Genomic DNA, 21,361 nt, shown 5'->3' with positions numbered 1-21,361 from the left:
CTTTCGGAAGAACTAGCCGCAACGAAGCGGGAAGGAGTGCCGGAGATGGGGCTCGAAGAGCAGCTGCCCAACGGCATCCTGTTGGCAAACGTTGAAAAGCTCGTCAACTGGACCCGGAAGGCCTCGATGTGGCCGGCGACGTTCGGGTTGGCCTGCTGCGCGATCGAGATGATGACCGTCGGCGGTTCCCGCTACGACATCGCGCGCTTCGGCATGGAGCGGTTCTCCGCCACACCCCGACAGGCCGACCTGATGATCGTCGCGGGCCGGGTCACCAACAAGATGGCGCCGGTGCTGCGGCAGATCTACGACCAGATGCCGGAACCGCGCTGGGTGCTGGCGATGGGCGTGTGCGCCTCCAGCGGGGGCATGTTCAACAACTACGCGGTCGTGCAGGGCGTGGACCACGTGGTGCCGGTGGACATGTACCTGCCGGGCTGCCCGCCGCGGCCGGAGATGCTGCTGGACGCGATCCTCAAGCTGCACGCCAAGATCATGGACGAGCCGATCAACGCGAAGCGCGCGCAGCTGAAGCTGGAGAGCGGCGAGCGCACCCCGATGATCCCGTCCTCCGAGCGGTACGCGCCGAAGAACTGGGCGCAGCGGCGCCGGGCCGAGCGGCAGCAGGCCGCGCAGCGCCGCGAATTGGGTTCCGATCCGTCGTTGGGGGCGCTGGACCCAGCGCCGAAGCGCCCCCGCGAGCTCAAAGCGGGCAGGTGAGTTCGGTTGGCAGACAATGAATCCCAGTCCCGGGCGGTGGAGCCTGTCCGGGAGGAGTCCGCGCCGGTCTCCGGTCGCGCCCGCCGGGGCATGTTCGGGGTTCGCGGCACCGGCGACACCTCCGGCTACGGCGGCCTGCGGCTGCCGGCCTACGTGCCGCCCGCCGCGGAGCGCCCGTACGGAGGTTGGTTCGACGAGGTCGCCGACAACCTCTTCGCCGCGCTGCACGAGCAGGGCCTGCCTGCGGACACCGTGCAACAGGTGACCGTCGATCGCGGGGAGATCACCTTCTACGTGCACCGCGACCACCTGCTGGAGGTCTGCCGGACGCTGCGGGACGACCCGGCGCTGCGCTTCGAGCTGTGCAGCTCGGTGTCCGGTGTGGACTACGGTCCGGAGGTCCCGCAGCGGCTGCACTCGGTCTACCACCTGACGTCGATGACCTACCGGCGCCGGATCCGGCTGGAGGTCGTGCTGGAGGTCGACGATCCGCACCTGCCTTCGGTGGTGCCGGTGTACCCGACCGCCGACTTCCAGGAACGCGAGACCTGGGACATGTTCGGCATCGTCTACGACGGGCACCCGGCGCTGACCCGGATCCTGATGCCGGACGACTGGGACGGCCACCCGCAGCGCAAGGACTACCCGCTCGGCGGGATCCCGGTGGAGTACAAGGGCGCCGAGATCCCGCCGCCAGACCAGCGCAGGGCGTACTCGTGATAGCCGCGCGGCGAGGTCAGAGGTCCGATTTCCATTGAAATTGCGATCCGAGGACCGCAGCACACTGCGGAGAGGTGCTGGAGATGACTACCGAACCACTGGCCGACACCGGCTTCGGCGACCCGCAAGACCACCCGGGCGAGGCGCGGTCGCGGGAGACCACCGAGGGCCGGGTCTACACCGTCACCGGCGGCGACTGGGACGAGTTCATCGACGAGACGTCCGGCGAAGAGCGGGTCGTCATCAACCTCGGCCCGCAGCACCCGTCGACCCACGGCGTGCTGCGGCTGGTGCTGGAGCTCGAAGGCGAGACGGTCACCAAGGCCCGCTCGGTGATCGGCTACCTGCACACCGGCATCGAGAAGAACACCGAGTACCGCACCTGGACGCAGGGCGTCACCTTCGTGACGCGGATGGACTACCTGGCGCCGCTGCACAACGAGGCCGCCTACTGCATGGCGGTGGAGAAGCTGCTGGGCATCGAAGCGCCGCGGCGGGCGCAGGTGTTCCGGGTGCTGCTGATGGAGCTCAACCGGATCTCCTCGCACCTGGTGTTCCTGGCGACCGGCGCGATGGAGCTCGGCGCCACCACCGGCATGACCTACGGCTTCCGCGAGCGCGAAGAGGTCCTGCACCTGCTGGAGTACCTGACCGGCCTGCGGATGAACCACGCGTTCATCCGGCCCGGTGGCGTCGCCCAGGACCTCCCGGTGGACTACCGGGAGAAGATCCTGAACTTCGTCAAGGTCATGGACTCGCGGCTGCCGGACTACGACAAGCTGTTCACCGGCCAGCCGATCTGGAAGCAGCGGTTGAAGGACGTCGGCTACCTGCCGCTGGACGGCTGCATGCAGCTCGGCATCACCGGCCCGCTGCTGCGCGCCGCCGGGCTTGCCTGGGACCTGCGGAAGATCCAGCCGTACTGCGGCTACGAGGAGTACGAGTTCGAGGTGCCCACCAGCACCGACGCCGACTGCTACGCCCGGTACTTCCTGCGGCTGGAGGAGATCCACCAGTCACTGAAGATCATCCGGCAGTGCTTGGACAAGTTCGAGCCCGGCCCGCACATGGTGGAGGACAAGAAGATCGCCTGGCCGGCGAAGCTGAGCATCGGCCCGGACGGCATGGGCAACTCGCTGGAGCACGTCCGCAAGATCATGGGCCAGTCGATGGAATCGCTGATCCACCACTTCAAGCTGGTGACCGAGGGCTTCGACGTGCCGCCCGGCCAGGTGTACGTGCCGATCGAGTCGCCGCGCGGCGAGCTCGGCTACCACGTGGTCTCCGACGGCGGCACCCGGCCGATGCGGGTACACGTGCGGGAACCCAGTTTCGTGAACCTGCAGGCGATGCCCGCGATGTGCGAAGGCGGACTGGTGGCCGACGTGATCGCGGCGGTCGCCTCCATCGACCCGGTGATGGGCGGGGTGGATCGATGACCGAGCAGTTCGAGTTCACCACGAACAAAGAACAAACTGACCACGAGGCAGTGTCTATTAATGGCGACACCTCGGTGTTCGGCGAGGACGTGCGGGCCGACGCGAAGCAGATCATCGCGCGGTACCCGGAGTCCCGGTCGGCGCTGCTGCCGATGCTGCACCTGGTGCAGTCCGTGCAGGGTTGCGTCAGCGCCGAGGGCATCCAGTTCTGTGCCGAGCAGCTGGCACTGTCCACTGCGGAGGTCAGCGCGGTCGCGACGTTCTACACCATGTACAAGCGCAGGCCCTGTGGCCAGCACCTGGTGAGCGTCTGCACCAACACGATGTGCGCGGCCCTCGGCGGCGACGAGATCTACCGGAAGGTCGGCGAGCACCTCGGCGTCGGGCACGACGAGACGGCCGGTACGCCGGGCGAAGAGGGCTCGATCACGCTGGAGCACGCCGAATGCCTGGCCGCGTGCGACCTCGCCCCGGTGCTGCAGGTCAACTACGAGTACTACGACAACCAGACGCCCGAGCAGGCGCTGGAACTCGTGAAGGCGTTGCAGCGCGGGGAGAAACCGGCCCCGACGCGGGGGCCCGCGCTGTCCGACTTCCGCGGTGCCGAGCGCCAGCTGGCCGGTTTCTTCGACGACCTGGAGTCCACTGTGGCCGGAACTTCGGCCGCGGTCGAGACGGTGCGCGGCGCGCAGCTGGCCAACGAGCGCGGCTGGACCGCGCCGAGCATGCCCGACGACGTGGAAATGCCGCCGCTGCCGGAGAAGAAGTGAGGGTGGCCATGACCCAATCCACCAACAGCCAGCCCAGCACCAGCCCGGTGACCCCGGTACTGACGAAGCGGTGGCTGTCGCCGACCTCCTGGACGCTGCGCACCTACGAGCAGCTGGAGGGCTACACCGCGCTGCGAAAGGCGCTCAAGGCCCACCCCGACCAGCTCATCGAGCTGGTCAAGGCCGCCGGGCTGCGAGGTCGCGGCGGCGCCGGATTCCCGGCCGGGGTGAAGTGGAGCTTCATGCCCAAGGACCCGGTCAAGCCGCACTACCTGGTCATCAACGCCGACGAGGGCGAGCCGGGGACTTGCAAGGACATCCCGCTGATGATGGCGGACCCGCACTCGCTGATCGAGGGCTGCATCATCGCCAGCTACGCGATGCGCGCCAACCACTGCATGATCTACGTGCGCGGCGAGGCACTGCACCCCATCCGGCGGTTGAACAACGCGGTCCGCGAGGCCTACCAGGCCGGCTACCTCGGCAAGAACATCCTCGATTCCGGCTTCGACCTGGACATCGTGGTGCACGCCGGCGCGGGTGCCTACATCTGCGGTGAGGAGACCGCGCTGCTCGACTCGCTGGAGGGCAAGCGCGGGCAGCCGCGGCTGAAGCCACCGTTCCCGGCCGCGGCCGGGCTCTACGCCTGCCCGACCACGGTCAACAACGTCGAGACGATCGCCTCGGTGCCGTTCATCGTCAACGGCGGCGCCGAGTGGTTCCGCAAGATGGGCACCGAGAAGTCGCCCGGCCCGAAGATCTACTCGATCTCCGGGCACGTCGAGCGGCCCGGCCAGTACGAGGCCCCGCTGGGCACCACGCTGCGCGAGCTGCTGGAGCTCGCGGGCGGCATGAAGGACGGCATCCCGCTGAAGTTCTGGACGCCAGGCGGCTCGTCGACCCCGATGTTCACCGCCGAGCACCTGGACGTGCCGCTGGACTTCGAGGGCGCGGCCGAGGCCGGGTCGATGCTGGGCACGACCGCGGTGATGGTGTTCAACGAGACCGTTTCGGTGCCGTGGGCCGTGATGAAGTGGACCCAGTTCTACGAGCATGAGTCATGCGGCAAGTGCACGCCGTGCCGGGAGGGCACCTACTGGCTGGCGCAGGTGCTGGAGCGGATGGTCGACGGGCGCGGCACCGAGGAGGACATCGACACCCTCCTGGACGTCTGCGACAACATCTTCGGCCGCTCGTTCTGCGCCCTCGGTGACGGCGCTGTGAGCCCGATCGTCAGCGGCATCAAGTACTTCCGCGAGGAGTTCCTCGCGCTGTGTGAGAAGAACAAGACCGGCGAGTCCGCACTGGTAGGAGCGGCCCGATGACGGTGGCACCAGAAGCAGAAGCCCGTCCGGTACCGGAGGGTTACGTCCGCCTGACCATCGACGGCATCGAGGTCGTGGCGCCCAAGGGCGAGCTGCTGATCCGCACCGCGGAGCGGATGGGCATCACCATCCCGCGGTTCTGCGACCATCCGCTGCTGGACCCGGCCGGGGCCTGCCGGCAGTGCCTGGTCGAGGTCGAGATGGGCGGGCGGCCGATGCCCAAGCCGCAGGCGTCCTGCACCATGACCGTCGCCGACGGCATGGTGGTCAAGACGCAGCGGACCTCGCCGGTGGCGGACAAGGCGCAGCAGGGCGTGATGGAACTGCTGCTGATCAACCATCCGCTGGACTGCCCGATCTGCGACAAGGGCGGCGAGTGCCCGCTGCAGAACCAGGCGTTGAAGCACGGCCGCGCCGAGTCCCGCTTCCACGACGCGAAGCGGACCTTCGTCAAGCCGGTGCCGATCTCCTCGCAGGTGCTGCTGGACCGGGAGCGCTGCGTGCTCTGCCAGCGCTGCACCCGGTTCTCCAAGCAGGTGGCCGGGGATCCGTTCATCGAGCTGCTGGAGCGCGGGGCGATGCAGCAGATCGGCATCGGCGAGCAGCAGCCGTTCCAGTCGTACTTCTCCGGCAACACCATCCAGATCTGCCCGGTCGGGGCGCTGACCAGCGCGGCCTACCGGTTCCGGTCCCGGCCGTTCGACCTGGTGTCGACGCCCGGCCAGTGCGAGCACTGCGCGTCCGGCTGCGAGATCCGCAACGACTGGCGGCGCGGCAAGGTGATGCGGCGGCTGGCCGGGGACGACCCGGAGGTCAACGAGGAGTGGATCTGCGACAAGGGCCGGTTCGCGTTCCGCTACGCCACCGCCAACGACCGGATCACCCGGCCGCTGATCCGCGAGAACGGCGAGCTGCGGCCCGCGTCGTGGACCGAGGCGTTGCAGACCGCCGCGAAGGGGCTGGCCGCCGCCCGTGACGCGGACGGCGTCGGGGTGCTGCCCGGCGGCCGGTTGACCGTCGAGGACGCCTACGCGTACTCGAAGTTCGCCCGGATCGCTTTGCGCACCAACGACATCGACTACCGGTCGCGGCCGCACTCGGAGGAGGAGCTGCGGTTCCTGGAGTCCACTGTGGTGGGTGTGACGCCGGGGACCGGAGTCACCTACCGGGAGCTGGAGTCCGCGCCCGCGGTGCTGTGCGTGGCCTTCGAGCCGGAGGAGGAATCGCCGATCGTCTTCCTGCGGCTGCGGAAAGCGGCCCGCGATGGAAAGACCAAGGTGTTCCACGTGGGGCCGTGGGCCTCGCCGGGCGTGGAGAAGACCACGGTCATCGTGCACGACGGTGGCCCGGTCCGGACCGGCGCACTGATCCCGTGCATGCCGGGCGATGAGCCCCTGCTCCTGCGCGAACTCCCGTCCGATGCGGAGAACGCGCTGCAGCAGCCGGGCGCGGTACTGATCGTCGGTGAGCGCGCGGCGGAGATTCCGGGGCTGTACTCCGAGGTCCTGCGCGCCGCGCAGCGGACCGGAGCCCGGGTCGCCTGGATCCCCCGGCGGGCCGGGGAGCGCGGGGCGATCGAGGTCGGCGCGCTGCCGACGCTGCTGCCCGGCGGCCGACCGGTCGCCGATGCGGCCGCCCGCGCCGAGATCGAGCAGTCCTGGGGGCTGGCCTCCGGCGCGCTTCCCACGACGGCCGGTCGCGACCTCACCGGGATCCTCGCCGCCGCCGCGGCCGGAGAGCTGTCCGGCCTGGTCGTCGGCGGCGTCGACCCGAACGACCTGCCCGACCCGGCGCTGGCCGAGAAGGCCCTGCACCGCGCGGACTTCGTGGTCAGCCTGGAGCTGCGGCCCAGCGCCGCCACCAAGCACGCCGACGTGGTGCTGCCCATCGCGCCGAGCGTCGAGAAGGCCGGTAGCTACCTGAACTGGGAAGGCCGCCGCCGCGAATTCCGCACCACCATCGAGGGCACCGGGGCCCTGCCGGACTGCCGGGTGCTCGACACGCTCGCGGTGGAGATGGACGCGGACCTGTTCACCCAGACCCCGGCCGCCGCAGGCGCCGAACTGGACCGCATCGGACCGCACACCGGCGCCCGGTTGCCTGCGCCGGACGAACCGGGCGGGCAGGCACCACCCATCGGTGCGAACCAAGCGGTGCTGGCGACCTGGCGGCAGCTGCTCGACAACGGGTCGATGCAGGCCGAGGAGCCGAACCTGGCGGGCACCGCGCGGCGGACTGTCGCAGTGCTCTCGCCGCGCACCGCGCAGCAGATCGGCCTCGGCCACGGCCAGCGCATCGAGGTCCGCACCGCCAAGGGCGCAGTCGTGCTGCCGGTCGAGTTCGCCGAGATGCCCGACGGTGCACTGTGGCTGCCCGCCGACTCCGGCACGTCGGAGGTGCACCGCGTCCTCGGCGTCGGGCACGGCGCGCTCGTCGACATCGCCGCCACCACGCCGATGCCTCCCGCGGCCGGCAATGGCCACGGCACCACCCACCTCGACGGGGGGAGAGCATGACCAGAACCGCGGAACTGCTCGCCGACGATCCGCTCTGGCTGATCCTGCTGAAGGTCCTGGTGATCTTCGTTTTCCTGGTCGTCATGACGCTGTTGACGATCTGGGCGGAGCGCCGGGTCATCGGCCGGATGCAGCACCGGCCCGGCCCCAACCGGGCGGGCCCATTCGGGTTGCTGCAGTCGTTGGCGGACGGCTTGAAGCTGGCGTTCAAGGAGGACATCCGGCCCGTCCTGGCCGACAAGTGGGTGTACTTCCTGGCCCCGGTGATCTCGGCGGCGCCCGCGCTGGTGTCGTTCTCGGTGATCCCGATCGGCCCCGAGGTCACCATCTTCGGCGAGCGGACCGCGCTGCAACTGGTGGACCTGCCGGTCGGCCTGCTGGTCGTGCTGGCCTGCGCCTCCATCGGCGTCTACGGCATCGTGCTGGCGGGCTGGGCTTCCGGCTCGCCGTACCCGCTGCTCGGCTCGCTGCGTTCGGCCGCGCAGGTGATCTCCTACGAGATCGCGATGGGCCTGTCGTTCGTCGCGGTGATCATGTACTCGGGCACGCTGTCCACCTCGGGCATCGTCGAGGCGCAGACGGGCGGCTGGTTCTTCCTGCTGCTGCCGTTCAGCTTCGCCGTCTACGTGGTGTCAATGGTCGGTGAGACCAACCGCGCGCCATTCGACCTGCCAGAAGCGGAGTCGGAGCTGGTCGGCGGGTTCCACACCGAGTACTCGTCGCTGAAGTTCGCGCTGTTCTTCCTCGCCGAGTACATCAACATGGTCACCGTCTCGGCGCTGGCGACGACGCTGTTCCTCGGCGGCTGGCACGCGCCGTGGCCGCTGTCGCTGATCGGCGACGGGGTGTTCAACACCGGTTGGTGGCCGGTGCTGTGGTTCCTCGGCAAGACGGTGGCGTTCCTGTTCTTCTTCATCTGGCTGCGCGGCACGCTGCCCCGCCTGCGCTACGACCAGTTCATGAACCTGGGCTGGAAGGTCCTGGTCCCGCTGAGCCTGGCGTGGATCATCGCGGTGACCGTGATCCGCGCGCTGCGCAACGAGGAAGCGGTCACCTCGCAGCAGTTCCTCATCGGCGGCGGCGTCGTGATCGCGATCCTGCTGGCGGCGACGTTCCTGATCCCGGACCGCAAACCGGCCAAGGACGCCGACGAGATCCCGCTGGCCGGCAGCGGTTACCCGGTTCCGCCGCTGGACCTGCAAGTCCCCGAGACCCCACCGCGCCGCACCCCGGTGCGCAGCGGTGCCGGCGAGGTCGCGGGTCCGGAAGGCGAGGAGGCGCCTCATGGGAATGTTTGATCCGATCAAGGGCTTCGGCGTCACCTTCTCGACCATGTTCAAGAAGGTCGTCACCGAGGAGTACCCCGAGGTCAAGAAGATCCCGGCGCCCCGGTTCCACGGCCGCCACCAGCTCAACCGGCACCCGGACGGGCTGGAGAAGTGCGTCGGCTGCGAGCTGTGCGCCTGGGCGTGCCCGGCCGACGCGATCTTCGTGGAGGGCGGGGACAACACCGACGAGGCCCGGTTCTCGCCCGGTGAGCGCTACGGCGCGGACTACCAGATCAACTACCTGCGCTGCATCGGCTGCGGGTTGTGCATCGAGGCCTGCCCGACGCGCGCGCTGACGATGACCAACGAGTACGAAACCGCCGACGACAACCGCCAGGACCTGATCTACACCAAGGCGGACCTGCTGGCGCCGCTGCTGCCCGGCATGGAGCAGCCGCCGCACCCGATGCGGCTGGGCAACGACGAGCAGGACTACTACGTGCGTGGTCCCGAGTTGGCCCGGCAGCGGGGGATCCCGGCGGAGGAGACGGTCGAGTCCGGGCATGAGGAGGCCGGGAGATGACCATCGAAGCGGCGCAGTTCCTCGCGCAGGCGCCGAGTGGCGTGGTGGGCACCGGCGAGACGGTGGTCTTCTGGGTGCTCGGCCCGCTGGCGCTGGTCGGTGCGCTGGGCATGGTGTTCGCCCGCAACGCGGTCCACTCCGCGTTGTGGCTGGCGCTGACGATGCTGAGTCTCGGCGTGCTCTACATGGTGCAGAGCGCCCCGTTCCTCGGCTTCACCCAGATCATCGTCTACACCGGCGCGATCATGATGCTGTTCCTGTTCGTGCTGATGATGGTCGGCCGCGACTCCTCGGACTCGGTGGTCGAGGTGCTGCGCGGGCAGCGGCTGTGGGCCGGTCTCGGCGGCATAGGCCTCGCCGTGCTGCTGGTCTCCGGGCTGGCGCGGGCGCTGACTGCCGTGCAGCCCGCCGCGCTGCTGGACCCGTGGACCCCGGCCGGTGGCGGCGCGGGCGGCCTGGGGCGGCTGATCTTCACCGACTACCTGTTCCCGTTCGAGCTGACCTCGGCGCTGCTGATCACCGCCGCGGTGGGCGCGATGGTGCTGGCCTACGGCGGCAAGGGCCGCGGCCCGCGGTTGAGCCAGAAGGAGCGGGCCAACGCCCGGTTCCGCGGCGACCGCCCGTCGCCGCTGCCCGGCCCCGGCGTGTACGCGACGGCTAACTCCGTCGCCGTCCCGGCGCTGCTGCCGGACGGATCGGTGGCGCCGGAATCGCTGTCGGAGCTGCTGGAGAACCTGCCCGCGGACCGGCTCGGCGAGGAGCGGCGCGCGGTCGCCGGCACGGAGCCGGTGCCCGATCCGCACGCGTTGACCGGCGGGCACCACGAGGAGACCCCCTCGGCGCCCGAGCAGAAGAACTCGGCCCTCCCGAACGCCAACGGCAACGGGGCGGGCAGCACCAACGGCCACGAGTCCGAGCACGTCTCCTCCGAGGAGGTCCGGCAGTGACGCCCACCTACTACCTGCTGCTGTCGGCGTTGCTGTTCACCATCGGTGCCGTCGGGGTCCTGGTGCGCCGCAACGCGATCGTGGTGTTCATGTGCATCGAGCTGATGCTCAACGCGGTCAACCTGACGCTGGTGACCTTCGCCCGCATCGAGGGGACGGTGCATGGGCAGGTCATGGCCTTCTTCGTGATGGTGGTCGCCGCGGCCGAGGTGGTGGTCGGCCTGGCCATCATCATGTCGATCTTCCGGACGCGTCGCTCGGCCTCGGTCGATGACGCCAACCTGCTGAAGTACTGAGAGGGCGCGTGGTGACGGCAATGATGACTACCGGGGCCTTCCTGGCCGGGACCAACCCGGACGTGGTCAGCGCGGCCGGCGGGATCCAGCAGAACGCCTGGCTGCTGGTCGCATTCCCCGCGCTGGGCGCGCTGATCCTGCTCGTCGCCGGACGACGGTCCAACGGCTGGGGCCACATCCTCGGTTGCGCCACCGTGATCGCGTCCTTCGTGTACGGGGTGCTGCTGTTCAGCTCCATCGCCGGGATGCCCGAGGGCGGCCAGGTGCGGGAACTGCACATGTTCTCGTGGATCCCGGTCAACGCCCTGCAGGTCGACTTCGGGCTCCGGCTCGACCCGCTGGCGATGGTGTTCGTGCTGCTGATCACCGGTGTGGGCTCGCTGATCCACATCTACTCGATCGGCTACATGGCGCACGACCAGGAAGGCCGAACCGGGCGGGACAACACCGAACGCCGCCGGTTCTTCGCCTACCTCAACCTGTTCGTCGCCGCGATGCTGGTCCTGGTGCTGGGCAACAGCTTCGTGACCCTGTACCTGGGTTGGGAAGGCGTCGGCCTCGCGTCGTACCTGCTGATCGGCTTCTGGCAGGGCCGCCCGTCGGCGGCCGCAGCGGCGACGAAGGCGTTCGTGATGAACCGGGTCGGTGACGTCGGCCTGGCGCTGGCGATCTTCCTGCTGTTCGCGAACCTGGGCACCACCCAGTACACCGAGGTCTTCGCCCGCGCCGGCGAGCTCACGCCGGGCGTACTGCTGGCGATCACGCTGCTGCTGTTGCTGGGTGCCTGCGGCAAGTCCGGCCAGGTGCCGCTGCAGGCGTGGTTGCCGGACGCGATGGAAGGCCCGACCCCGGTGTCCGCGCTCATCCACGCCGCGACCATGGTCACCGCGGGCGTGTACCTGATCGCGCGGTCCAACCCGCTGTTCACGCTCTCGCCCGGCGGGCAGCTGGCGGTCACCATCGTCGGTGCCGTGACGTTGCTGGTCGGCTGCATCATCGGTTGCGCCTACGACGACATCAAGAAGGTCCTGGCGTATTCCACGGTCAGCCAGATCGGCTACATGATGCTGGCCGTCGGGCTCGGCCCGGCCGGGTATGCGCTGGGCATCATGCACCTGCTGACCCACGGCTTCTTCAAGGCCGGGCTGTTCCTCGGGGCCGGTTCGGTGATGCACGGCATGAACGACGAGGTCGACATGCGCAAGTTCGGCGGCCTCTACCGGTTCATGCCGATCACCTTCGCCACCTTCGGGCTCGGCTACCTGGCGCTGATCGGTTTCCCGTTCCTGTCCGGGTTCTACTCGAAGGACGCGATCATCGAGGCGGCGTTTGGCCAGGAGGGCTGGCGCGGCTGGGTGTTCGGCGGCGCGGCGATGCTGGGCGCGGCGATCACCGCGTTCTACATGACCCGCCTGGTGCTGATGACGTTCTTCGGCGAGAAGCGCTGGGAGAAGCTGAATGCCGAGAACGCGCCCGGGGGCGCGGACAGAGCCTTCCACCCGCACGAGTCGCCCGCGGTGATGACCGCGCCGATGATCGTGCTGGCCGTCGGCTCGGTCGCGGCGGGCATGTTCTTCGCCGGCGGCGACCGGCTGGTCGGATTCCTCGCGCCGTCGCTGGGCGAACTGCACGAGGCCGAGCACACCGCGATCCCGCACGCGATGATCCCGGTGCTGACCGTCGCGCTCTCCGCGCTGGGCGTGCTGATCGCCTGGCTGGTGGTCGGGCGCAAGCCGGTTCCGGTGGAGCGCCCGGAGCGGGTGTCGCCGATCGTGCGCGCGGCCCGCGCGGACCTGGGCGGCAACGCGCTGAACAACCTCCTGGCGGTGCGGCCGACGTTCGGCCTGGCGCGCGGACTGGTCACTGTGGACCAGAAGGGCGTCGACGGCACTGTCAACGGCATCGCCGGGTTCCTCGGCTTCAGCTCCGGCCGACTGCGCCGGCTGCAGACCGGCTTCGTCCGGTCCTACGCCCTGTCCATGCTCCTCGGCGGAATCCTGGTGATCGCCGCCCTGATGGCAGTGGGGATCCCGACATGACGACCTCGTTGCGCCCCGGACCGCGGTTTCAATTGAAACTGCCGTCAACCCGGGGATCCGGTCCACAGTTTCAATTGAAACTGGACGTCCACTGTGGACATCGCGGTTGGCCGAGCGAGCTCCGGGAGGAGATCCGATGACCCTGCTCCTCGCACTGATCCTGCTGCCGATCGTCGGGTCGGTCGTGGTGGCGCTGCTGCGCGGGAACGCGGTGGTGGCCAAGTGGACCGCGCTCGGGTTCTCCGTGGCGGAGCTGCTGGTCGCGGTCGCCGCGTGGTTCACCTACGACCCGGCGGGACCGCGGCTGCAGCTCACCAGCTCGGTGGAGTGGATCCCGGCGTTCGACATCCGGCTCTCGCTCGGCGTGGACGGCATCGCGCTGGTGATGATCGCGGTGATCGCGCTGCTCACCCCCCTGGTGCTCGGCTACAGCTGGGGTGAGCGCCTGCCTGCCGGGCGCACCCACGGCGGCTTCTTCTCGCTGCTGCTGCTGGAGCAGGCCCTGACGGTTGCGGTGTTCGCCGCGACCGACGTGTTCCTGTTCTATGTGCTCTTCGAGATCATGCTGATCCCGATGTACTTCCTCATCGGCGGCTACGGCGGCGAGAACCGCACCTACGCCGCGGTGAAGTTCTTCCTGTACTCGTTCCTCGGCGGCCTGATCATGCTGGCCTCGGCTATCGGCGCGTACGTCTACAGCGCGCAGGTCACCGGGCGCGGCACCTTCGACTGGGCGTCGCTTGTGCCGGTGCTTTCCGACGCGCCGACCAGCGTGCAGGTGTGGCTGTTCCTCGGGTTCTTCACCGCGTTCGCCATCAAGGCCCCGCTGATCCCGTTCCACACCTGGCTGCCGGACGCGGCGCAGCAGGCGCCGATCGGTGTCGCGGTGATCGTCGTCGGCGTGCTCGACAAGGTCGGCACCTTCGGCTTCCTGCGCTACAGCCTGCCGCTGACGCCGGAGGCGTCGAAGCTGCTCGCCCCGATGGTGTTGGTGCTCGCGGTGATCGGCGTGCTCTACGGCTCGCTGCAGGCCTTCGGCCAGACCGACCTCAAGCGCTTCATCGCCTACGTGTCGATCGCGCACTTCGGCTTCATCGCGCTGGGCATTTTCGCGTTCACCTCGCAGGCGCAGGTGGGCGCGGTGTCGTACATGATCAACCACAGCATCGCGACGGGCATGCTGATCCTGGTGATCGGCATGGTGATCGTGCGCGGCGGTTCCACCCGGATCGCCGACTACGGCGGCATGGCGAAGGTCGCGCCGCTGCTGGCCGGCACGCTGCTGATCGCCGGGTTGAGCACCCTGTCGCTGCCCGGCACGAACTCGTTCATCAGCGAGTTCCTGGTACTGGTCGGTGCTTTCCAGACCCAGCCGGTGTACACGGTGTTCGCCACCATCGGCATGGTGCTGGCCGCCGTCTACGTGCTCTGGCTGTACCAGCGGACGATGCAGGGCCCGGTGCGCGGTGACGCGCTGCTGGGCACCGCGGGCGGGCCGGGCACGGTGACCGACCCGAACAAGCCGGGCGCGCACCGGCTGCGGGTTGGCGACCTCGGCGCCCGCGAGATCGCGGTGCTGACCCCGCTGATCGTGCTGGTGCTCGCGTTGGGCTTCTACCCGAAGCCGGTGTTGGACGTGATCAACCCGTCGGTCGCGGCAACCATGAGCGAGGTCGGCGTCACCGACCCCGTGACCTCGCAGGGAGGTAACTGACAGTGGGCGTCTTGACGAATGGGGCGGGCGCGATGACGCAGCTCCCGGACGTGCAGATCCCGCCGATCGACTACGCGGCCATCGCCCCGATCCTGGTGATCCTCGGCGCGGCCTGCCTGGCGATCCTCGTCGAGGCGTTCCTGCCGCGGCACCAGCGCTGGTCGGTGCAGGTGGGCTTGAGCCTGGCGGCGATCGTGATCGCCGGGGTGGCGTTGGCGGTGTACGCCCGCGGCGGCGGTACCGGCGTGACCACGCTGTCCGACAGCCTCGCGGTCGACCCGCCCACGCTGTTCCTGTGGGGCACCCTGCTCGCGCTCGGCCTGGCGGCGATCCTGATGATCGCGGACCGCTCGGTGGAGCCGGGCGGCGCCTTCGTCGCCGAGTCGCGGGCCACCGACGGGCCGGGCGCGATGACCCGCGCGGCCGCCGGGGTCGCGGGGATGCGCACCGAGGTCTTCCCGCTCGCCCTGTTCTCCCTCGGCGGGATGATGGTGTTCTGCGCGGCGAACGACCTGCTGACCATGTTCATCGCGCTCGAGGTGCTGAGCCTGCCGCTGTACCTGATGTGCGGGCTGGCCAAACGGCGTCGCTTGCTGTCGCAGGAGGCGGCGGTCAAGTACTTCCTCCTCGGCGCGTTCGCCTCTGCGTTCTTCCTTTACGGCCTGGCCCTGCTCTACGGCTACGCCGGTTCGGTGAAGCTCCAGGCCATCGCGGACGCCACCGCCGGAACGGAGCGCTCGGACACGCTGCTGTTCGCCGGGCTCGGGCTGCTGCTGGTGGGCCTGCTGTTCAAGGCCTCGGTCGGCCCGTTCCACACCTGGACCCCGGACGTCTACCAGGGCGCCCCGACCGCGGTCACCGGCTTCATGGCGGCCTGCACCAAGGTCGCCGCGTTCGGCGGGATCCTGCGGGTGCTGCAGGTCGCGTTCCAGGCGTCCAGCTGGGAGTGGCGCGGTGTGCTGTGGGCCGTGGCGATCGCGTCGATGGTCATCGGCGTGGTGCTCGGCCTGACGCAGCGCGACATCAAGCGGATGATCGCCTACTCGTCCGTCGCGCACGCCGGGTTCATGCTGATCGGTGCGATCGCACTGACCGAGCGCGGGCTGGCCGGCACGCTGTTCTACCTGCTGACCTACGGGTTCACCACGATCGCCGTGTTCGGTGTGATCAGCCTCGTGCGCAGGGCCGATGGTGAGGCAACTCACCTTTCGGACTGGGCCGGGTTGGCGAAGCGTTCACCGCTGGTCGCCGGGGTGTTCACCTTCCTGCTGTTCGCCCTCGCTGGCATCCCGCTGACGAGCGGTTTCGTCGGGAAGTTCGTGGTCTTCGAGGCGGCACTGGCGGATGGCATGGCCCCGCTGGTGGTGGTGGCCCTGGTGGCCAGTGCGGTTGCCGCCTTCTTCTACCTTCGTGTCATCGTGCTGATGTACTTCAGCGAACCGGCCGCGGACGGCCCCACCGTCAGCGTGCCGGGTGCGTTCACGACAGCGGCGATCACGCTCGGTGTGGTCGTGACGCTGCTGCTGGGCGTGCTGCCGACCTTGGCTCTGGACTGGGCGAACGTCGGTGGCTTCGTGTCGTAGAGTGCTCGCCCGTAGGGCGATCCGGGGGAGCGAAGGCGACGGTGACGTGAGCAGGCCAGCGGGTGACCCGATCAGTGAGCTGACCACGGGCGGATCGGGCGGGTTCGACATCGCCGATGAGGCGTTGGCCGACTCGGTGCGGGAGGGCTTGGCGCGGGTGGAGCAGCTGCTGCGCGAATCGGTGCGCAGCGACTTCGAGTTCGCCACTCGCACCTCGCTGCACCTGGTGGATGCGGGAGGCAAGCGGTTCCGGCCGCTGTTCACGCTGCTCGCCGCGCAGTTCGGCGACCCCGATGCGGAAGCGGTGATCAAGTCCGCGGCGGTGGTCGAGATGATCCACCTCGCCACGCTCTACCACGACGACGTGATGGACGAAGCGACCATGCGGCGCGGCGCGACCAGCGCCAACGCCCGCTGGGACAACTCGGTCGCGATCCTGACCGGCGACTTCCTGTTCGCCCGGGCGTCCCGGCTGATCGCCGACCTCGGCAGCGAAGCGGTCCGGCAGATGGCGCGCACCTTCGAGGCGCTGGTCACCGGCCAGATGCGGGAGACGGTCGGGTTCGGTCGGAACGAGGAGGCCGTCGAGTTCTACCTCACGGTGATCTACGAGAAGACCGGTTCGCTGATCGCCACCGCCGGGCGGTTCGGCGCCTGGTTCTCCGGTGTGGACGAGGCGACGATCGACTCGCTGGAACGGGTCGGCCGGATCCTGGGCACCGGTTTCCAGATCTCCGACGACATCATCGACATCGCCTCGCCGGCCGACGAGTCCGGCAAGACCCCGGGCACCGACCTCCGCGAGGGGGTGCGGACGCTGCCGATGCTGTACGCGCTGGCCGACGAGGACACCTCCCCGAGACTGCGCGAACTGCTCGCCGGGCCGCTGACCGTGGACGCCGAGGTCGACGAGGCACTGGAGCTGCTGCGCGCGTCCAACGGGCTCGCGCGGACCCGCGCCACCCTGGACGAATTCGCCGACGACGCCCGCAAGGAGCTCGCCTCGCTGCCGGACGTCCCGGCCCGCGAAGCGTTGTGGATGCTGGTCGACTACGTGGTGGCGCGAACTCGCTGAGGCGGACCCGCGGCGATCATGGGCTTCCGCCGGTCCCACTGGCCGTGCGTCCTTTGCGCGGCTGTAGAGGCTGTTTCGAAAACCGTTCTGCGTAGTGGTGCGGGTAGCGGAAACGTCAGACGACGTCTGAGAATCCGCAGCGGTGCGAGCTGCGTAGGTGGGCTAAGCGGCTGGCGCCGGTTCAAAGACAAAAGCCCGGCCTGCCACATCCCGGACGACCACTTCCAAAACAGCCTCTGTGGCACCCGAAAAGACTCATAGTCGGCAGGAAAACCGATAGAGCCACAGCGTTCGCGTGCCCGGAAAGTTGTGCGAGGGCAACCCGAGCGTGTCACGAGCCGGTCAAGCTGGCCCTCGGCAGAGGTGTCCCGTGGTAGGTATCCCTCGGAGAACTGGCGACGCTGCTGGAGCCCTGAGGAGGGACATCGCTCGTGATCACCTGGCTGTTCACCCAGGTGTGGTTGTGGAGCCTCGCCGCGTTCGCGCTGGGGGCGCTGATCACCTGGCTGCTCTTCGTCCGCCCGCTGCGACGCCGCCTGGCGGAATTCACCGCACCCTACCCGGAGGACGAGTACGCGTACGACCAGCCGGGCGGCTACGAGGGCTACGACGCGGACGAGCGGACCGCCGGTGATGCCCCGTTCGACCTGCTGCGTTCGACGCCACAACGCCGGGAGCCGGACGAGCCGGAGGTCGGCGACTGGGGGCGAGCCCCGCGGCCCTGGGTGGCCCCGGAGCAGGTGAAGCCCGCGCGCAACGACAACGACAGCGAGTGGTTCCGCGAGTGGGACGAGCGCGTGAACGCGGTCGGAGCGAACCGCGACGACGCCGCGGTGACTGCGGTGCAGCCGCGCGGCCCGGTGACGCCGCCCGGGCCCGGGGAGCGCGCCGGGGCGCAGCCGCCGAGAGCTGAGGAGCCCGCCGGGACGGCGAAGCCGGAGTCGGCCGGTGGCGCGGCTACGCCGCAGGCCTCGGCGGAATCAGCTGGGACGGCACGGAAGCCTGACAAGACGCCGATATCGGCGGAATCCGTTGCGGCCACACGGAAACCTGCCTCGCGGCAGGCGTCGGCCGAGCCCGACACGGTCGTCGAACCGGTGGTGGAACCGCAGGTCGTCGGGGAGTGGGCCGAGACCCTGCGGACGCCCGCCAGGGAGCAGCCTGCAGAACCCGCGACGGTGTGGCCGGACGCGGAGCCCGAGACGACGGAGTCGTCGGCGAGATCTCCCGAGGAAGTGATCGCGGCGATCGCCGCGGAAGCCGCCGCGGAGCTCGTCGCCGGGACGCCTGCGAAGCAGGCGGAGCCCCCGGAGACCGGGAACGCGGAGCGCGGAGCGGACGACGCGACGGAGTCGCGGTTGTCCGGGCAGCTGCGGTCGCTGTTCGAGTCGGTGCGGCCGCGAAGCGGCGGGGCGTCGGAGACGCCGTACGTGCCGCCGGTCGGAGCGGATGCGACGCAGGTGATCCCGAAGGTCCCGCCGCCGCTGCCGCGGCGCACGCCCGGTGCCGGGCCGCGGCCCGGTCGGGCGGGCGGCTCGGGGCCGATGATCAAGGGACACTTCGCGTCCCGGCAGTACCACAGCCCCGAATCGCCGGCTTACGGCAAGATCGTCGCCGACGTTTGGTTCCGCACCCCGGCCGACGCCGAGATTGCCGGCTTCGAACCCTGGTACGGCCAACGCGCCACCTGAGGCCCGCTAACCGAAACGAGGTCGGCGAAGGGTTCGGGGGGCTTCACTCCGGCTGGGGTTGGCGCTCCAGGAGCCGGGAGAGGACCACTGTGGACACCGTCCGGCTCACGAACTCCACCGAGCGCAGGCGCTCCATCGCCTCTTCGAGGTGGTGTATGTTCGCCGCCCGCAGGTGCACGATCGCGTCGGCCTCCCCAGACACCGTGTAGGCCGCGACCACCTCCGGCAGCGGTTCGAGCCCGACGCGGATCCGGTGCGCCGGGACGTTGCCCTCGCAGTGCACCTCCACGAACGCCTCGGTTCCCCAGCCCAGCGCCTCCGGGTCCACGACTGCGGTGAACCCCTGCAGCACGCCCAGGTCCAGCAGCTTGTCCACCCGCCGCTTCACTGCGGGCGCGGACAGGCCCACCTCCGCGCCGATCTCCGCGTAGCTCGCCCGGGCATCGGCGACCAGTTGCGAAATGATTCGTTGGTCCAAAGCGTCCATACGCAACATTCTGCCGCAAAAAACGAACGGAGCGTTGTTGATAGCTCGTCAGGCCAACACTTAGATTTCGATTCATGACGGTCACTGCCGCTCAGGCTGTAGAAATGCTCGCGCCGCTGCAGGCCACCACGCGGCACTACGTGATGTGCACGCCCAAGTACTTCACCGTCGCGTATTCGATCAACCCGTGGATGGATCCCGGTACGCCGGTGGACGCCGACCTGGCGATGGCCCAGTGGGAGGCGCTGAAGCGCACGTACGAGCGGCTCGGGCACGTCGTCGAGGTGGTCGAACCGCAGCCCGGCCTGCCCGACATGGTGTTCGCCGCCAACTCGGCGACCGTGATCGACGACCGGGTGCTGGGCGCCCGGTTCCGGGCTCCGCAGCGGGCCGCCGAGGCCGAGCACTTCCGGCGCTGGTTCGTCACCCGCGGCTACCGGAACCTGGTGATGCCGTCCCGGATCAACGAGGCCGAGGGCGACTTCGCCTGGACCGGCCGGGTGCTGCTGGCCGGCAGCGGGTTCCGCACCGACCCCGAGGCGCACGCCGAGGCCCAGGAGGTGCTCGGAGTGCCCGTGGTGTCGCTGCGGCTGGTCGACCCGCGCTACTACCACCTGGACACCGCGCTGTTCGTGCTGGAACGCGGCGAGCGGGCGCAGATCGCATACTTCCCGGAGGCGTTCTCGGCCGGGTCGCGCCGCGTGCTGGAGCGGATGTTCCCGGACGCCGTGATCGCCGAGCAGGCCGACGCCGCCTGCCTCGGCCTGAACGGGGTCTCCGACGGTCGTCACGTGGTGCTGCCGCTGGAGGCGACCGGGCTCGCCGCGCAGCTGGCCGGCTGCGGCTACGAGCCGATTCTGCTGGACGTCTCCGAACTCCGGAAGTCCGGCGGCGGACCGAAGTGCTGCACGATGGAACTGCACGCCTGATGGGACGCACGCCTTGAGGGGGACGCGAAGGGCGTCATCGACCTGCGGCGACGCCCTTCGTCCTGCCTAGGCTACTGCTCCAGGACCCCCCGAGCTCGATGCTGATGGGGTCGAACCGGTACCGGCCCGGATTCAGCTAAAGATCGATTATGTCAAGGCGTCTCACGGGCGACCGGCACGCCGATCACCTCCGAAGACGTTGGCTTCAGCACACCCGCCCAGCGGAACTACGACCTGCGCCTGCTCGTTTTCTGGGTGACCTTCGGAATACGTGGAAGGGTGTCACGAGAGGCAATCCGGCGATCCCACGATCACCGGATGAGCCCTTGGGCGGAGGCAGGCACGGTGCACAGTCACGTCAACGGTTTGAAGACCGCGCTGCTGCTCGGCGGCATGAGCGCGCTGGTGCTGCTGGTCGGGTCGATCTTCGGCCGGGCCGGCCTGGTCATTGCGTTCTTCGTGGCGCTGGGCATGAACGGCTACGCGTACTTCAACTCGGCCAACCTGGCCCTGCGCGCGATGCGCGCCCGGCCGGTGTCGGAGGCCGAACAGCCCGCCATGTACCGGATCGTGCGGGAGCTGGCGACCTCGGCGAGACAGCCGATGCCCGCGCTCTACATCAGTCCGACGCGGGCGCCCAATGCCTTCGCCACCGGCCGGAACCCGCGCAACGCCGCAGTGTGCTGCACGGCCGGGATTCTCGAACTGCTCAACGAGCGCGAGCTGCGCGCCGTCCTCGGTCACGAGCTCTCGCACGTCTACAACCGCGACATCCTGATCTCCAGCATCGCCGGGGCGTTGGCCAGCGTGGTCACGTTCCTGGCCAACTTCGGGCTGCTCTTCGGCATGTTCGGCGGCCAGGACGAGGACCGGCCCAACCCGTTCGCGATGCTGCTGGTGGCGCTGCTGGGCCCGATCGCGGCGGCCGTGGTGCAGATGGCCGTCAGCCGGTCCCGCGAGTACCAGGCCGACGCGTCCGGGGCGCAGCTGACCGGAGATCCGCTCGCGCTGGCATCCGCGCTGCGCAAGCTGGAGCGCGGAACCCAGCAGGCGCCGCTGTCACCGGAGCCGCAGCTGGTGTCGCAGTCGCACCTGATGATCGCCAACCCGTTCCGCCCCGGCGAGCGGCTGGCCCGGCTGTTCTCCACGCACCCGCCGATGGCCGACCGCATTCGCCGCCTGGAGGGCATGGCCGGCCACCAACTACCCCCGGCCTGGTGACGCCGCCCGGAATATCGGCGCACCGGACTACGACACGC

18 protein-coding genes are annotated in these 21,361 nt (G+C 69.4%); 17 read left to right on the top strand and 1 reads right to left on the bottom strand.

The features are described from left to right. Positions 1–45 precede the first annotated feature (45 nt). The 15 genes from SSPN_RS0138590 to SSPN_RS0138520 all read left to right on the top strand — a co-directional run bounded on the left by SSPN_RS0138590 (position 46) and on the right by SSPN_RS0138520 (position 18,686). Positions 46–720, top strand: a complete 675-nt coding sequence (locus tag SSPN_RS0138590) for a NuoB/complex I 20 kDa subunit family protein (protein ID WP_010315557.1) — start codon at positions 46–48, stop codon at positions 718–720. Between the two features lie 36 nt (positions 721–756). Further along, a complete protein-coding gene (locus SSPN_RS0138585) occupies positions 757–1,440 on the top strand; it encodes an NADH-quinone oxidoreductase subunit C (protein ID WP_010315556.1) in 684 nt (227 codons plus the stop codon). An 83-nt stretch (positions 1,441–1,523) separates the two neighbouring features. Beyond that, positions 1,524–2,879, top strand: coding sequence for an NADH-quinone oxidoreductase subunit D (locus SSPN_RS0138580; RefSeq protein WP_029536151.1), 1,356 nt, complete (start codon positions 1,524–1,526; stop codon positions 2,877–2,879). Next, a complete protein-coding gene (gene nuoE / locus SSPN_RS0138575; RefSeq protein WP_010315554.1) occupies positions 2,876–3,649 on the top strand; it encodes an NADH-quinone oxidoreductase subunit NuoE in 774 nt (257 codons plus the stop codon). The genes SSPN_RS0138580 and nuoE overlap by 4 nt, the downstream gene beginning before the upstream one ends. 8 nt (positions 3,650–3,657) lie before the next feature. Beyond that, the gene (gene nuoF, locus SSPN_RS0138570) at positions 3,658–4,974 is read left to right on the top strand and encodes an NADH-quinone oxidoreductase subunit NuoF (RefSeq protein ID WP_010315553.1); all 1,317 of its coding nucleotides are present in this window, start codon (positions 3,658–3,660) and stop codon (positions 4,972–4,974) included. Further along, complete coding sequence (locus SSPN_RS0138565) at positions 4,971–7,490, top strand: NADH-quinone oxidoreductase subunit G (protein ID WP_010315552.1); 2,520 nt, start codon at positions 4,971–4,973, stop codon at positions 7,488–7,490. Before nuoF ends, SSPN_RS0138565 begins: the two co-directional genes overlap by 4 nt. Next, positions 7,487–8,788 (top strand): NADH-quinone oxidoreductase subunit NuoH, encoded by a 1,302-nt coding sequence (nuoH, locus tag SSPN_RS0138560; RefSeq protein WP_010315551.1) that lies wholly within the window; start codon positions 7,487–7,489, stop codon positions 8,786–8,788. Before SSPN_RS0138565 ends, nuoH begins: the two co-directional genes overlap by 4 nt. Continuing rightward, complete coding sequence (nuoI, locus tag SSPN_RS0138555) at positions 8,775–9,341, top strand: NADH-quinone oxidoreductase subunit NuoI (RefSeq protein WP_029536149.1); 567 nt, start codon at positions 8,775–8,777, stop codon at positions 9,339–9,341. Before nuoH ends, nuoI begins: the two co-directional genes overlap by 14 nt. After that, positions 9,338–10,288 carry an NADH-quinone oxidoreductase subunit J gene (locus tag SSPN_RS0138550; RefSeq protein WP_010315549.1) on the top strand — a complete coding sequence of 317 codons (951 nt, stop codon included), beginning with the start codon at positions 9,338–9,340 and terminating at the stop codon, positions 10,286–10,288. The genes nuoI and SSPN_RS0138550 overlap by 4 nt, the downstream gene beginning before the upstream one ends. Further along, complete coding sequence (gene nuoK / locus SSPN_RS0138545; protein ID WP_010315547.1) at positions 10,285–10,584, top strand: NADH-quinone oxidoreductase subunit NuoK; 300 nt, start codon at positions 10,285–10,287, stop codon at positions 10,582–10,584. The genes SSPN_RS0138550 and nuoK overlap by 4 nt, the downstream gene beginning before the upstream one ends. 20 nt (positions 10,585–10,604) lie before the next feature. Beyond that, the gene (gene nuoL / locus SSPN_RS0138540; protein WP_010315546.1) at positions 10,605–12,623 is read left to right on the top strand and encodes an NADH-quinone oxidoreductase subunit L; all 2,019 of its coding nucleotides are present in this window, start codon (positions 10,605–10,607) and stop codon (positions 12,621–12,623) included. 136 nt (positions 12,624–12,759) lie between these two features. Continuing rightward, positions 12,760–14,337: an NADH-quinone oxidoreductase subunit M gene (locus SSPN_RS0138535; protein ID WP_010315545.1), complete on the top strand. Its 1,578-nt coding sequence runs from the start codon at positions 12,760–12,762 to the stop codon at positions 14,335–14,337. Positions 14,338–14,369: 32 nt separating this feature from the next. After that, a complete protein-coding gene (gene nuoN, locus SSPN_RS0138530; RefSeq protein ID WP_010315544.1) occupies positions 14,370–15,920 on the top strand; it encodes an NADH-quinone oxidoreductase subunit NuoN in 1,551 nt (516 codons plus the stop codon). A gap of 46 nt (positions 15,921–15,966) precedes the next feature. Beyond that, on the top strand, positions 15,967–16,995 hold the full coding sequence (locus SSPN_RS0138525; protein WP_010315543.1) for a polyprenyl synthetase family protein: 1,029 nt from the start codon (positions 15,967–15,969) through the stop codon (positions 16,993–16,995). Positions 16,996–17,426: 431 nt separating this feature from the next. Next, positions 17,427–18,686, top strand: coding sequence for a sunset domain-containing protein (locus tag SSPN_RS0138520; protein ID WP_010315542.1), 1,260 nt, complete (start codon positions 17,427–17,429; stop codon positions 18,684–18,686). Positions 18,687–18,729: 43 nt separating this feature from the next. Here SSPN_RS0138520 and SSPN_RS0138515 read toward each other — a convergent pair whose 3' ends face one another. Further along, positions 18,730–19,173: an Lrp/AsnC family transcriptional regulator gene (locus tag SSPN_RS0138515; protein ID WP_010315541.1), complete on the bottom strand. Its 444-nt coding sequence runs from the start codon at positions 19,171–19,173 to the stop codon at positions 18,730–18,732. 104 nt (positions 19,174–19,277) lie between these two features. Between SSPN_RS0138515 and ddaH the strand changes: the two genes are divergently transcribed. After that, positions 19,278–20,102 carry a dimethylargininase gene (gene ddaH, locus SSPN_RS0138510; protein ID WP_010315539.1) on the top strand — a complete coding sequence of 275 codons (825 nt, stop codon included), beginning with the start codon at positions 19,278–19,280 and terminating at the stop codon, positions 20,100–20,102. 345 nt (positions 20,103–20,447) lie between these two features. Beyond that, positions 20,448–21,323 (top strand): zinc metalloprotease HtpX, encoded by an 876-nt coding sequence (gene htpX, locus SSPN_RS0138505; RefSeq protein WP_029536147.1) that lies wholly within the window; start codon positions 20,448–20,450, stop codon positions 21,321–21,323. Positions 21,324–21,361: the final 38 nt, after the last annotated feature.

Origin of the sequence: Saccharopolyspora spinosa NRRL 18395, from assembly GCF_000194155.1 — a bacterium.
GTDB lineage: Bacteria > Actinomycetota > Actinomycetes > Mycobacteriales > Pseudonocardiaceae > Saccharopolyspora > Saccharopolyspora spinosa.
This window is presented reverse-complemented; position numbering and strand designations above follow the sequence as displayed.

Excerpts from the sequence above, each read along its gene's own strand:
- nuoN (WP_010315544.1), top strand. The coding sequence starts at position 14,370 with ATGACGCAGCTCCCGGACGTGCAGATCCCGCCGATCGACTACGCGGCC.
- SSPN_RS0138580 (WP_029536151.1), top strand. The coding sequence starts at position 1,524 with ATGACTACCGAACCACTGGCCGACACCGGCTTCGGCGACCCGCAAGAC.
- nuoI (WP_029536149.1), top strand. The coding sequence starts at position 8,775 with ATGGGAATGTTTGATCCGATCAAGGGCTTCGGCGTCACCTTCTCGACC.
- SSPN_RS0138565 (WP_010315552.1), top strand. The coding sequence starts at position 4,971 with ATGACGGTGGCACCAGAAGCAGAAGCCCGTCCGGTACCGGAGGGTTAC.
- nuoL (WP_010315546.1), top strand. The coding sequence starts at position 10,605 with ATGATGACTACCGGGGCCTTCCTGGCCGGGACCAACCCGGACGTGGTC.
- nuoF (WP_010315553.1), top strand. The coding sequence starts at position 3,658 with ATGACCCAATCCACCAACAGCCAGCCCAGCACCAGCCCGGTGACCCCG.
- nuoH (WP_010315551.1), top strand. The coding sequence starts at position 7,487 with ATGACCAGAACCGCGGAACTGCTCGCCGACGATCCGCTCTGGCTGATC.
- SSPN_RS0138590 (WP_010315557.1), top strand. The coding sequence starts at position 46 with ATGGGGCTCGAAGAGCAGCTGCCCAACGGCATCCTGTTGGCAAACGTT.
- SSPN_RS0138515 (WP_010315541.1), bottom strand. The coding sequence starts at position 19,173 with ATGGACGCTTTGGACCAACGAATCATTTCGCAACTGGTCGCCGATGCC.
- SSPN_RS0138550 (WP_010315549.1), top strand. The coding sequence starts at position 9,338 with ATGACCATCGAAGCGGCGCAGTTCCTCGCGCAGGCGCCGAGTGGCGTG.
- nuoE (WP_010315554.1), top strand. The coding sequence starts at position 2,876 with ATGACCGAGCAGTTCGAGTTCACCACGAACAAAGAACAAACTGACCAC.
- ddaH (WP_010315539.1), top strand. The coding sequence starts at position 19,278 with ATGCTCGCGCCGCTGCAGGCCACCACGCGGCACTACGTGATGTGCACG.
- SSPN_RS0138535 (WP_010315545.1), top strand. The coding sequence starts at position 12,760 with ATGACCCTGCTCCTCGCACTGATCCTGCTGCCGATCGTCGGGTCGGTC.